Here is a 13648-nt window from a genome sequence, read left to right on the forward strand (position 1 = left end):
TCGTCACGGATTCAGGTTTCAAATACATGGTGAACTTTTGATGATTTATTGGTAAAATATAAACAGTTGAATTCGTCTGTTACACGAGTCTATCAAAACAAAGGATGAAGAAGGAATGATTAAAGAAGAAAGAATCCATAAAATTGAGGCGTATATTCTCGAACACAAATCTGTCTCTTTAGACAAGCTGATGGAAGTATTTCAAGTCTCTAAAAATACAATTCGGCGGGATGTCCAGGAACTTGTCGAAAAAGGAAATGTAAAAAAGGTTTACGGCGGGGTAACTGTCAAAGATGAGAAGCGGGCTTCTTTAGAGTCTTTTCATGAACGCCAGGTGCGGAATCAAGCTGAAAAGAAATTAATCGGGAAAACGGCGGCAAGTTTTGTCAATGACGAGGACATTATCTTTATCGATTCGGGCACGACAACCATTGAAATGATCGAATATATAAAAGAAAAACAGGTTACGGTCCTTACCAATAATCTCGATTTTATCGTCAGGGCGCTCCCTTATGAAAACTTAACTATCATTTCGCCTGGCGGCATCCTTGAAAGAAAAACAAACTCGTTCGGAAGCATTAAATACTTGGATATGCTGAATGCCTATAACATCAACAAAGCCTTTATGGCGTCCACCGGGGTTTCGCTTACAAACGGGGTCACCAACGCATCCCCCATTGAAAGTGAATTAAAAACTTCGATTGTAAACAGAAGTTCACAAGTATTCTTATTGGTTGACCATGACAAATTTGATAAATATGGGTTGATGACGTATTGCAGTTTGGATGAAATCGATGTCCTGATAACCGATCAGCTCCCTAACAAAACCTACCAAGATTATTTTAACAGTACTCGTCATAAACTTGTTATTGCCAAATAAAAAAGAAAGCTTTGACAATGGAGCCGCCTAAAAAATCATCTTTTTTTGGAATCGCTTTTTTAGGGGTTGTCCCAAAAGCCTCTTTATTTAGCTTATGCATTGATCCTCGTGAAATTCATGTAACTCTTGTGAGAAATGGTGACTAAAATTCACGATCATAAACAACCAACTGTATCATGCACAAAATTAAGGGGCTCCCGTCAGCCATTTAACAACTTTTGGGATAGCCCCTTCCCCCTTAGTTCACTCCTGCTGCTTCTACTTCAAAATACTTTGAAACAACTGCTAATGTGGTTTCTTTTGCCGTCTTAATTGTTTCTTCAGCATCAAGCTGATAATATTCCGGCCTGAACAATTCCACCGACACAACACCCGAATAGCCAATGTCTTTCAGTACAGATAATATACCATCTAAATCAATTGCTCCCTGCCCCGGCCAGACGCGGTCTTCATCTATTAAAAAGCCGATCGGAAAATCTTCTGTATCATTGATATGTAAAATGAAGATTTTGGAACCTTCCGCTTTTTTCAAGTCGTCCAAGTTAGAACCCATACCATGGAAATGGAAGCAATCCAGAACGAGGCCGACATTGTCACGGTCAACAGCCTGGACAATGTCGTATCCCTGGCTAAATGTGTTTACGGTACATTGCGGATGCCCGATAAACTCTACCGCAATTTTGATGCCATAAGGTTTTGCAAGATCTGACAGTTCCGTCAGTACCTTGACACAACTGTCTTTAATGTCTTTTTTAAGGATTTTTTCCTCTGTGACAAGCGGCACTGCAACAATATATTGGATGCCTATTTTCTTCCCCTTTTCCAGCATATCTTTAAATTCGCGGATGATCTCTTCATGGCCTTTTTCATCACGGTTATTGAAAAATATCAGCGCGTTCAGTGCGAGCGGCTTAATGTGATGTGTTCTGAAGTAATCTGCCAGATTCTCGATTGAATGATGTTCAAGATACTCAGGCAATTTATCCTCCGTACGAATTTCGATATAATCATAGCCTAGCTTTTCACAGAGCTCCAAGTCCTTTTCAAGATTAGAGTTTTTCAGCGTTGTCGCCTCATTAAAAGACAATTTCATTTTGATCATCTCCAAAAACAGAATTTTAGATACTGCCGACTAAGTCTTTCAACCCGTTTTTAATTGAGTTCAGTGTTACTTCATTAGACCATTCCGGTTTATCCGGATAAGCAAATACTGCATTTGTAATGATGCCATCGAATTTGATTTCTCTTAATTTCCGGTACAGTGCATCAAAATTCACTTCTCCTTCACCAGGATTTAAATGCTGGTGAATCGTGACATTTGCACCTGGCGGGTTAATGATATACCTTAGGCCAAATGCCGCTTTATGGTTCATCGTGTCCGCAATGAGCACATGTGCCAACAGATCGCCTGCTTCATCAATATGTTTGGCGACATCACCAATCCCGTCATCATAATAGAAAGCATGCGGTACAGAATAAACCAGTTTAATCCATTCTTTATCCAAGGCACGAATCATCCGGATAGCTTCTGTATTCAACTCAATAAAGTCATTCGGATGAGCCTGTATATTCAATTTAATACCTTCTTTTTCAAAGACCGGCATTAGTTCTTCCATAGACTTCACAAAAGCAGCCTCACTTTCAACCGGCCGGCTTTTGTCTCCGCTAAATTCTGTGTTCATTAAGTCGACTTCAAGCTCGGAAGTAATTTCTATACAGCGTTTCCAATTTCTCACGGCTGCCTGCCGCTCTTCTTCATTCGGTGAGGACCATTGTTGGACCGGCAGTACGGATGAAATTTTGACGCCTGCATCTGCGCAATATCTTTTCAAATCTTTGATCAGTTGTTTATCCACTTTCGGATATTCATAAAACCAGATAAAGTCTTTACGTGGGGATAATTCCACCCATTCATATCCCAATCTGGCAACGGCATCGATTGTATCTTTTAAATTGGTATTATCACGATAATGTGATGGATCATAAGCTAAACGCATAATTTTTCCCTCCTTCAATAATCCGCTTAAATGCTTAGTTTCCCGGCATTTATATTATGTTGATAAAAATCCGGCGTTCCCGGAAGGATGATAGATTCTTTTTCACCTGTAAGCTGCGCCTTTACACAAGCATCAGATGTTACAGATGCAATATAGCCATCCCAGGACGTTGGTCCGTTCGGTTCGCCGTCTCTTGTCACAGAATTAATAAAATCTTGGATTTCCTCGTTATAAGCATCCATGAATCTTTCTTTCCAGTCGTTCAAAATTCCGGCGCTTAACTTTTCATCTTTCCGCACAACAACGCTTGGATATTCCGGCAATTTGGCAATCCCTTCTTCCCCGGCGACTTCACATTGGATATCATAACCGTACTTGCAGTTTACAAATACCTCAATGTTAATGATAATTCCTTTATTTGTTTCGATGGTGAACAGTTGGGGATCTTGCAGATTGCTATGTGCATATCTCGTTTTCCTCGGAAATAGAACTTGAACGGATTTATAATCATCGTCTATGAGCCAGTGCAACACGTCGATTTCATGAATCAATGTATCAGTTACTGCCATTTCTGTCGTGTAGTTTATACCTACCTCTTGATTCCGGTGTGAAGCACGAATCATCAATGGTTCGCCAATTTCGTTGTTTTCAATCGTTTTCTTTAATTGGACATAACCACTGTCGTAACGGCGCATAAACCCTACTTGAACCAGTTTTTTTCCTTGTTTCATCTCCGCCTCAACAATTCTGTGGCAGCCTTCAGCAGTTGTTGCCAGCGGTTTCTCACAAAACACAAATTTCCCTGCATCTATTGCAGCCAGGACAGTGGATTCATGTGCAGGGCCCCAGCTTGTGACAAACACTGCATCAACATTCGGATCAGCGATCAGTGCTTTATCATCAAGATAAATCGCTGCATCTAGTTGGTATTGTTCGACTGTTTGCTTTGCTGCAATCTCGTTCACATCTGTAACGGCCACAATTTTCCCGCCGGATAATTTATTTGTAACTCTGTTAATATGCTCGCGTCCGATTGCCCCTGTACCAACGACGCCAATACGTAAAACCATTCTTATTTTCCTCCTTCAATGGAATATGTGTAACCTAAAAGAATTCCTTTGTATGGAGCAGCATACATTGCCTGGTGCAGATCATATTGCCGGAGCTCCGTACATATGTTGTTTTTTAAATGGCGCATCTATATGCTTGAAAATCTATTGTTTGATATATCCGCCCCTATTTATATCATTATTCTAAATTACAAAACAACTCATTGAAATAAAGCGCTTACTCCCCTCCGACGCGAAATTCTTCTACACCTCCTTCACGGCCTCTATTACAGTACCGCTTTCTTTATGACCAAAATTCCTGAAATGGCTCTCCAGCTGTTCCAGTGATTTCCCTTTTGTTTCAGGTAGGCATTTTTTCGCGAAAGTAATTGCCCCAACACCAAGAACAGCGAAGATAAAAAATGTAGTCGACAACCCGACTGCATTTAATAAAATCGGGAAGAAAAATCCAACAAGGAAATTTGTAATCCATAAGCAAAATACGGTAACGCCCATCCCAAGTCCCCTTAATTTAAGTGGGAATATTTCCGATAACATGAGCCAAGTTACAGGAGATATAGCCCCCTGCTGAAATGCAAGAAAAGTAACGGTCATTGCCAGAACAGCATACGGAAGAACTGAAGAACCATGAAAAACAATAGAGAAAATCCCGATTAAGGTAAGTGAAGCGGTTGTTCCAGTTAATCCGGTCATTAACATTGGCCGCCTTCCAACTTTTCCTAACAGCCAAATCCCGACAAATGTGGCTAAAACAGAAATGATCCCATTGGCAATATTTCCAACAAGTGCAGCATTTGTAGAAAACCCGGATTGTTGAAGAATTTGCGTACCGTAATACATAATAGAGTTCACACCCGTAACTTGCTGTACAACACCAATTCCAATGCCAATAAATACAATACGGCGCACCCACGGTATGCTTAAATCGCGAAATGTTGCCCTTTGAAGCTCTGATTCTTGTGCAAGATTCTCTTCGATTTCTTTTAACTCGATTTCGGCACGGTTCTGAGTCCGAATTTCTTTTAAAATACGAAGTGCTTCGCCAATTTTTCCTTTTGAAGCAAGCCAGCGCGGGCTTTCTGGCACGATTAACATACCAAACCACAAAATTACAGCAGGGAGTGTAGCAATTGCCAGCATATAGCGCCATACATGTGCAGCTTCCTGGCCAATCGTTGTTCCTAAAATGGCATTGAAAATGAAGGCTAATAATTGTCCGGAAACAATCATCAATTCATTTTGTGTAACCATTCTCCCTCTTGTTTCAACAGGGGCCATTTCTGCCAAAAATGAAGGAACCATTACGGAAGCTGCACCTACTGCAAGCCCCAATAAAAATCTAAAAAGAATCATAACGCCTGCATTTGGTGCAAATGTACAACCAAGTGCGGCAAGAAAAAAGATCAAGGCAAGATTCAGGATCATTTTCCTGCGTCCGAACCGGTCTGATAAACGCCCGCCAAAGACGGCTCCTAATGCTGCTCCAAAAAGAAGGGAACTTGTCACAAAGCCTTCAGTCACTGGCGTTAAATTCAGCTCATCCTTACGCGCCATATAAGGCAATGCACCGTTAATAACGCCTGTGTCATAACCGAAAAGCAAACCGCCAAATGTCGAAATGACCGTAATCTTTTTTAACATCCTTTTTGCGTTGCCTGTACTTTGATTACTCATTTTCAACCATCCCCATACGTAATTTTTCTAACCGGTTAAACCAGCTCTGCCCGGGGTATTAACGTCTCTATATATTTTCTGCCTTTTAAGGCATATTCGAATGGATTGGCTTTAGCCGGATCCTGTTCCGCTTCGACGACAATCCAGCCCTCGTATCCGCTTTCAATAATGGCTTCCATAATTGGACGAAAATCAATCATACCATCTCCCGGTACGGTAAAAGCCCCTTTTATGACACCTGCAAGAAAACTGTCGCCCTGTTCTTTCATTTCTTGCGCAACGCTCGCCCTTACATCTTTAAAGTGAATATGCTTAATCCTCGATTTATACTTTTGAAAAATATCCAGTGGATCTTCCCCTGATAATACGAGGTGTCCAGTATCAAACAACAAAGATACTTTTTCAGAAGATGTATTTTCCATTAAGCAATCAATCTCTTCAGTCGTCTGCACTCCTGTTCCCATATGGTGATGATAAACAATCTCCATTCCTTTTTCTTGGGCCAGCTTTCCTAACTCTTCCAAACCATTTATTAAAAGGCCCCATTCCGCATCCGTAAAAGTTGGTTTTTCTTGAAATAATGGCACATCCAATTTGCCTTGAATGCTGTGCCCTTGCTCAGCGATAACAATCACTTTTGCACCCATTGCATGTAAAAAATCACGATGCTGTATAAAAGCTTCTTTCGTTTCTTCAAAAGGTTTTGTTGTTAAAAAAGTACTGAGCCATGCACTCGCTACTTCCAGATTGCGTATTTCCAGATATCTTTTCAAAATCTGGGGATCTTTCGGGTACTTATTGCCAATTTCAGTTCCCGTATATCCCGCTAGCGCAATCTCACTAATACATTGTTCAAATGTATTCTCTTTTCCCAACTCCGGTATATCATCATTTGTCCAGGCAATAGGGGCGCATGCGAATTTAATTTTATTTATGTTTTGCATAAAAGATCTCCCTTCAATGAAACAAGTTATCTAACACGCTATTTGAAATCCACCCAACTGGCGCCATTTTCCGCTGAACGAACACAATTTTCTATCCAGCGTATCCCTTCAATTCCGGCATCAATATTGGGATATACCAAGTTACGTAAAGTTTCCCTGTCATCTCTGTTTTTAGCATCAATAGCAATTGCAAATTTTAAATAAATGTTTGCCCACGCATCTGATAGTCCTTCCGAATGCAAAGCACCTAAGCGTTCATCTGCATTACATTGTTCATCCAGATAAGACATACCACGAATCAATGTCTGAATCGGTTCTCCTTGCACTTCATATCTTAATTCATTTGGTTTACTGTCCCACCATTCAAGACTTGCCTTTGAACCCACAATCCGGATTCTATGACCATCCGTACACCCTGCATTAACTGAAGATGTCCATAATCTACCGACCGCCCCATTTTCATAGTGCATAAGGACGAAAGCGTTATCCTCAAGCGGTGCTCTTGTTCCGACAAAACTTTGTCTGTCACATAATAATTTTTTTATCTTCATTTTTGGCATAATCAGTTGGGACATATAGTACGTATGGGTTGAAAGATCACCTAAAACAAAACTTGGACCTGCAATTTTTGGATCCACTCTCCACTTTTGCGCATCACTTGTTTTTTCCGCTTTATCAGTAGCATTAAAACCATGCGTATATTGCAACTCAACAATTCTGATATCCCCAATTTTCCTCTTTAAAATAGCTGGAATACAGCACAGTAAATGCAACCCAGGATGCAGCTGCCACCCCGGCAAGCGTGCGGGCAGCCAAAATCAAAAACATGTTTTCAGTAAGTAGATAGATTGAACAACTGATCATGCTAATTACCATACCAAAAACAATAAAGGGTTTTCTTAAATTCACCAAATCGGAAAATACCCCAATCGGAAGCCTGCATAAAAACTGCATCAGCCCGTAACTACTCAAGATAACTCCAATAAATGCATAATCCCCACCAATTGATACCATATAAGGCGACAACACCGGTACGTAAACAAAATGCGGAAACCACAATAAAAAGGAAACAATCATAAATAGAGACTTATACTTTCCCGGAATCTTTTCCAAACGATCACACCCATTCTAAAACCAGAGGATGCCGTTTGAAGACATCCTCCATCATCTTCAAACCCGATTGTTTGACATAAATTCTCTCATTTTCTGTTTTACGGTTTGTTTTACAGCTTCTTTGCCAGGTGAAAGGATGGCACGCACATCATACAGTCCTTTGTCGTGGTCCAGGACATGGCGGACTGCCTTCGCCCAGGCTTGCATGCATTCCGTATTGACATTTATTTTTGCGTGGCCCAGTTCGATTGCCTTTCGGATTTGGTAATCGGGAATGCCGGACCCGCCGTGTAAAACAAGCGGGACATTGGTTAATGCCGCGATCTCTTTCATTTCGGCAAATCCCAGTTTCGGTTCGCCCTGATACGGCCCATGGACGGAACCAAGCGCGGCGGCAAGGGCATCAATGCCTGTTTCCTTTACCATACGGAGGCATTCCCCGGGATCTGCGTACTGGATGCCGCCAATCATTCCATCCTCATTGCCGCCGACAGTGCCAACTTCCGCTTCCACGGAAACGCCATGAAGACGGGCATAGTCCGTTACTTCTTTTGTCATTTTGATATTCTCATCAATTGGCAGGTGTGAGCCGTCAATCATCACAGACGTATATCCGGCATCAATGGCTTCTTTGCATCGTTCCACTGACTTGCCATGATCGAGATGCAAAGACACCGGGACCGTAATATTCTTTTCTTCCACAATACGATTGACCATTGACGCGATCGTTTTAAATCCTCCAAGATCATCTACAAGCCGGTCGGAAGATGCTACAATCACGGGGGATTGTTCTTCCTCTGCCGCTTCTAAAATGGCCTCAACCCATTGAAAGCTGTTCATATTGAATGCCCCAACAGCATATTGCCCATCTTTTGCAGCAGCCAGCATCTCTTTCATGGAAACCACCCTTGAAGAAATGATTGCTGCCAAATTCATCCCTCACTTCATTTAAGTTAAACCGCCCTTTAATACTGTTTCGCTGTTTCTAATTTTTTCTGCCTCTCCTGATAGGCTTTTTGAATGCTTTCTTTTTCCGATACCTCTGCAACCCCGACATTCCACCAGCTTTCATAACCGTCCGTCATCGTCTTGGGCAGCACCTTTACCTCAATCAGCGTTGAAACCCGCTGTTTCTTTGCATCTTCAATGGCTTCTTTCAGCTGTTCAAGCGTATGGGCGCGGTATGTTTTGGCGCCGTACCCTTCAGCAACTTTTGCATAATCAATATTTAAAATTTTGTTATCATACGTCCTGAATTCCGTAAAATATGAATCCCCGCCATTGTCCATCTGCAGGTTATTGATACAGCCAAATCCCGCGTTATCAAACAGCACAACGTTGATTTTTTTGCCGTATTGAATAGTGGTAACAAGCTCAGAGTGCAGCATGAGAAAACTGCCGTCCCCGACAAGCGAATACACTTCTTTATCCGGCTCAGCCAGTTTAATCCCGAGCGCGCCTGATACTTCATAGCCCATGCACGAATACCCGTATTCAACGTTGTACGTATTCGGCACAGTTGGATTCCAAATGCGTTGCACATCCCCCGGAAGCGAGCCCGCCGAAGTAATAATGATGCTTTCAGGATCGACCGCATCGTTTACAGCAATCAGCGCAGTGGTTTGGGCCAGCTCTGTGTTTAATGTATCTGCGTATTCATTCAGCGTTTCTTGTGTAAAATGATGCTTAATTTCCGGAACAAAATTTTCACGGGAGAAGGCGACCTGGCTTAGGCGTTTACGCTCAGCCTCCCATTCCGTTTTTAATTCCGCAATGGTGGAGCCAAACTCGCTTTCATACCCTTCCAAAAGCGGTGCCAGTTGCTCTAAAGTTGTTTTTGCATCAGCCACAACCTGGAAAGCATCCAGCTTGTATGCCTGCATGCGGTTCACATTGATATTTAAAAATTTTGCCTTTTCAAAATCGAATGCTGTTTTTGAGGATGTCGCGAAATCAGTATACCGTGTCCCAATGCCGATCACTAAATCCGCCTGGCGCGCCGCTTTATTTGCTGCAAGTGTTCCTGTAATGCCCATTCCGCCTAAATTATTTTTGAACGTGCATTCGACTGTTGCTTTTCCTGCCTGTGTTTCAACGAGCGGGATATTGTGCTTTTCGGAAATTTCCATTAAAATATCGCGTGCGCCGGCGTATTTCGCGCCACCCCCAACAAGGATGAGCGGCTTCTTGCTTGCTTTGATTAATGCGGCGGCGCCTTTTAATTCCCGTTCGGCCGGCGCTTTCCGATCCAGGTAGTGAACCCTTTTCTTAAAGAATTGTTCATCGAAGTCAAATGCTTCCCCTTCTGCATCCTGGGCAATGCAGATGGTGGCCGGCCCGGCTTTCCCTGGATCTGTCATCACTTCGAATGCGCGAATTAAAGTTGGCATCAATTGCTCCGGGCGTGTAACCCGGTCCCAATAGCGGGATACCGGCTTTAATGCATCGTTGGTTGTGACGGCGAGGCTGTATTCATGCTCGACTTGCTGGAGCACCGGATCCGGCTGCCTCGTTGCAAATGTATCACCTGGAATCAACAGGACGGGGATATTATTTGCTAAAGCAGTGCCCGCTGCAGCCGCCAAATTGGCAGATCCCGGGCCCACAGAGGTTGTGACGGCAAAAATCTTCCGGCGCAACATTTGCTTGCTGTAAGCGATCGCCGCATGTGCCATCCCTTGTTCATTTTTTCCCTGGAAAACTTTCAGGCGGCCGGGATCCTGTTCCAGCGCCTGGCCGATCCCCAGCACATTTCCATGGCCAAAAACTGTAAAAATTCCTTCCACAAACGGAAACTCCTCGCCGTCCACATGGAGATATTGCTGATTTAAAAACTTAATGAGTGCCTGTGCTGTTGTTAACCGTATTTTTCCCATGCGAATGTTCACCCTTTATCGATTTACGACTTTTTCTTCCGATCTTTCTGAAATGAATTTTTCGATTTCCTGTACCGCCGGCATGGCTTCTGATGAACTGTGCCTGCTGACGACAATCGCAGCAGAGGCGCTGCCATATTTCAGGGCCGTTTCGATGCCTTTTCCTTTGATGAGGGCGTATAAAAATGCCGAAGCATAGGAGTCGCCTGCACCGAATGTTTTTAATACTTTCGTTTTATAGACTTTGCCCCTGTAAATTTCTCCTGATTTTGTATAGGCATAAGACCCCTCCACGCCATGTTTAATGACAACCAGTTGCGGTGAATATTGGAACAAATGGTTCACGGTCTTTTCGTTCTTCGTGTTCTGCCGGTTTTCCATGACATCATATTCATCCCGTGTGCCAATCACGATGTCTGCCTGCTGTGCCACAAGTGTATAATATACGGATGTTTCTGCCTCTGATTCCCATGTATAAGGCCGGTAATCCAGCTCAAAAACAACTTTTACATTATTTTTCTTTGCCAGCTGAACCGCCTTTAAGACTGCTTCACGGGACGGGCTTTTCGCAAGGGCCGTTCCGGAAACCAGCAGAATTTTTGATCTTTTGATATACGCTTCACTGACTTCGGACGGATGCAAAAAAAGATCGGCAACTTCATCGCGGTACATCAAGATACTGCACTCTTCCGGGCTTTTAATTTCCGTGAAAGCGAGCCCCGTTTTATGCCCTTCATGGTCAATCACCATATGCGAAGTATCCACACCGGCATCCGCCATATATTGTTGAATAAAGCGCCCGTGCTGGTCATCCGACAATTTGCCGATAAAACCGGCTTTCAGCCCGAGTCTTGAAATCCCGATCGCAATATTCGCCGGAGAACCGCCAACGTACTTCCGGAACGTCATCGTTTCTTCCATCGGCCGGTTATATTCCACTGCATTTAAATCGATGCAGGCACGGCCAATCGCAATGATGTCAAATTCTGCTTGCAAATTTAAGTCAACTCCCATTTGTGTACAACACCCCCGTTGTTTTACTTCCGTTCCAGGATCCATTCATGGGCCGGTTCGTTATAAAATTTCCATAAGCGTTTTGGCCCTGCCATAATATTAAAATAGTAGGATTCGTAACCGTCCGGAACCGCAACAGGATGGTAGCCGGCCGGAACGAGAACGACATCGCCATTTTCTACTGCCATCGTTTCATCAAGGGAACGGTCATCTGTATAGACGCGTTGGAAGACAAAGCCTTGTTTCGGATTGATTTCGTGATAATAGGTCTCTTCCAGAAAAGATTCATCCGGCAAGTTATCCTGGTCATGCTTATGCGGCGGATAACTGGACCAGTTTGCACTTTCTGTATAGACTTCTACTAGCAGCAAGCTGTTTGCAGACGGGTCCGAATCAGACAGAATATTATGGACCAATCTTTTGTTGTTGTACTTGCCGCGGTGTTCGACACTGTTTTCTTCCGCTTTTATCAGCCTCGTTGGCCGCTGTTTTTCGGATGGCGCATAGCAGAGAATGATACGCGCCTTTGTTGCTGCTTCAATCCTAAAAGACTTATCGTTTGATACATAAACACTGTCTGTTGGCCTCTTTTCGAAAACGCTTTCTCTTGTGCCAATGTTTTCAAATCTTTCCCCGCCAGCGTCAACATTGATTTTTCCGGTGAGGCCGACAATACCGCATTCCCACTTTCCTAAATTTTCCTCGTAGCGGGCCCCAGGTTCTAACTCTAAAACTTTCATTCCGACATATTCCAGCGGTGAATTTTCGCTTGTCACCTCATGAATGATGTTTACTCCCGGTGAAATTTCTACTGCATCCGGTTTCCGTAACAATTTGCTCACTTTTAAACCATCCCCCAACCATCATCTTTGGGAACGATTACAAAGGCCGCAGCCCAGCGTAATCGTTCCATTCGCTTATTCAAATGTAGGTGCCTTGTAATTTGCCGTCACGACTTTCTTGCGCGTATAAAAATCGACACTGTCTTTTCCGTTTGCATGCAAGGTGCCGTAGAAAGAGGATTTCCATCCGGAGAACGGGAAAAATGCGATTGGCGCCGGTACGCCTAAATTGATCCCCAACATGCCTGCATCGATATTTTCACGGAAATAACGGATCGCCGAAGCATTGGATGTATAAATGCAGGCGCCGTTTGCAAACTCGGACTTATTCGCAGTTTCAACCGCTTCTTTTAAATTTTTTACACGGATAACGGATAGTACAGGCGCAAAAATTTCATCTTTCCAAATGGACATTTCGGTTGTGGCGTTGTCAAAAATGGTCGGGCCAACAAAATAGCCCCTATCCGGCACATTTTCACGCCCATCCAATACCAATGTTGCCCCTTCTTCAATGCCTTTTTGGATATAGCCCAACGTACGGACGTGGTTTTGTTCCCTGATGACCGGCCCGAGGAAGACATCTTCATCCAGCCCGTTCCCAATTTTGATTTCCTTTGCCTTTTTCACTAATTTTTCCAGAAACGCATCTGCAACCCCTTCTTCAACTGTCACAACCGAGCATGCCATGCAACGCTCACCCGCAGAACCAAACGCTGATGCAATAACATTTGTTGCAGCATGTTCCAAGTCTGCATCATTCAATACAATGGAATGGTTTTTTGCGCCGGTCAGGCATTGGACCCTTTTTAAATTTTGGCTTGCCCGTTTGTACACATACTCTCCAACCGGCTGGGACCCGACGAACGAAATGGCTTTCACTGCCGGATTTTCGCATAACCCGTTTACAACATCATGTGCGCCGTGGACAATATTGAATACGCCTTTAGGCAGTCCGGCTTCTTCCAGCAGTTCTGCTAACTTTTGGGCTAATAGCGGGGTTCTTTCTGACGGCTTTAAAACAAATGTATTGCCAACCGCAATAGCAACCGGGAACATCCAGCACGGCACCATCATTGGAAAGTTAAACGGCGTAATCCCGCCGACAACCCCAATCGGATATCTGTAATTTGTCACTTCAACATCTGTTGCGATCGTCGTCAAGGAATCACCCATCATTAAAGTCGGGGCACCGCATGCAAATTCCACATTTTCGATCCCGCGGCCAACTTCCCCCAGCG

12 protein-coding genes and 1 pseudogene are annotated in these 13648 nt (G+C 43.4%); 1 reads left to right on the forward strand and 12 read right to left on the reverse strand.

What is annotated here, in order from left to right:
• The first annotated feature begins 115 nt into the window (after positions 1–115).
• A complete protein-coding gene (locus tag P9687_RS09540) occupies positions 116–880 on the forward strand; it encodes a DeoR/GlpR family DNA-binding transcription regulator (protein ID WP_168985641.1) in 765 nt (254 codons plus the stop codon).
• Positions 881–1118: 238 nt separating this feature from the next.
• Here the strand turns inward: P9687_RS09540 and iolI are convergent, their stop codons facing one another.
• The 12 genes and pseudogenes from iolI to mmsA all read right to left on the reverse strand — a co-directional run.
• The gene (gene iolI, locus P9687_RS09545) at positions 1119–1973 is read right to left on the reverse strand and encodes a 2-keto-myo-inositol isomerase (protein ID WP_168985642.1); all 855 of its coding nucleotides are present in this window, start codon (positions 1971–1973) and stop codon (positions 1119–1121) included.
• A 25-nt stretch (positions 1974–1998) separates the two neighbouring features.
• Positions 1999–2877, reverse strand: a complete 879-nt coding sequence (locus tag P9687_RS09550; protein WP_168985643.1) for a sugar phosphate isomerase/epimerase family protein — start codon at positions 2875–2877, stop codon at positions 1999–2001.
• Between the two features lie 26 nt (positions 2878–2903).
• Positions 2904–3947: a Gfo/Idh/MocA family protein gene (locus P9687_RS09555; RefSeq protein WP_168985644.1), complete on the reverse strand. Its 1044-nt coding sequence runs from the start codon at positions 3945–3947 to the stop codon at positions 2904–2906.
• A gap of 243 nt (positions 3948–4190) precedes the next feature.
• Positions 4191–5621, reverse strand: a complete 1431-nt coding sequence (locus tag P9687_RS09560; protein ID WP_168985645.1) for a sugar porter family MFS transporter — start codon at positions 5619–5621, stop codon at positions 4191–4193.
• 35 nt (positions 5622–5656) lie between these two features.
• Complete coding sequence (gene iolE, locus P9687_RS09565; RefSeq protein ID WP_168985646.1) at positions 5657–6565, reverse strand: myo-inosose-2 dehydratase; 909 nt, start codon at positions 6563–6565, stop codon at positions 5657–5659.
• 38 nt (positions 6566–6603) lie between these two features.
• Positions 6604–7296: pseudogene (locus tag P9687_RS09570) on the reverse strand (Gfo/Idh/MocA family oxidoreductase); the annotation flags it as partial.
• Positions 7274–7642 carry an MFS transporter gene (locus tag P9687_RS09575; protein ID WP_328228596.1) on the reverse strand — a complete coding sequence of 123 codons (369 nt, stop codon included), beginning with the start codon at positions 7640–7642 and terminating at the stop codon, positions 7274–7276. The pseudogene P9687_RS09570 and the gene P9687_RS09575, both read right to left, overlap by 23 nt.
• Before the next feature lie 93 nt (positions 7643–7735).
• A complete protein-coding gene (gene fba / locus P9687_RS09580; RefSeq protein ID WP_168985647.1) occupies positions 7736–8614 on the reverse strand; it encodes a class II fructose-1,6-bisphosphate aldolase in 879 nt (292 codons plus the stop codon).
• A 29-nt stretch (positions 8615–8643) separates the two neighbouring features.
• Entirely contained in the window at positions 8644–10554 is a 1911-nt protein-coding gene (iolD, locus tag P9687_RS09585) for a 3D-(3,5/4)-trihydroxycyclohexane-1,2-dione acylhydrolase (decyclizing) (RefSeq protein ID WP_168985648.1), read from the reverse strand.
• A 15-nt stretch (positions 10555–10569) separates the two neighbouring features.
• Entirely contained in the window at positions 10570–11568 is a 999-nt protein-coding gene (gene iolC, locus P9687_RS09590) for a 5-dehydro-2-deoxygluconokinase (RefSeq protein ID WP_168985649.1), read from the reverse strand.
• A 23-nt stretch (positions 11569–11591) separates the two neighbouring features.
• Positions 11592–12410 carry a 5-deoxy-glucuronate isomerase gene (gene iolB, locus P9687_RS09595; protein WP_168985650.1) on the reverse strand — a complete coding sequence of 273 codons (819 nt, stop codon included), beginning with the start codon at positions 12408–12410 and terminating at the stop codon, positions 11592–11594.
• A 75-nt stretch (positions 12411–12485) separates the two neighbouring features.
• Positions 12486–13648 (reverse strand): CoA-acylating methylmalonate-semialdehyde dehydrogenase (gene mmsA, locus P9687_RS09600; RefSeq protein WP_328228890.1); only part of this gene is annotated, 1163 nt, incomplete at its 5' end.

The sequence above is a fragment of the Weizmannia sp. CD-2023 genome, assembly GCF_036225245.1.
GTDB classification, from domain to species: domain Bacteria; phylum Bacillota; class Bacilli; order Bacillales; family Bacillaceae_C; genus Weizmannia; species Weizmannia faecalis.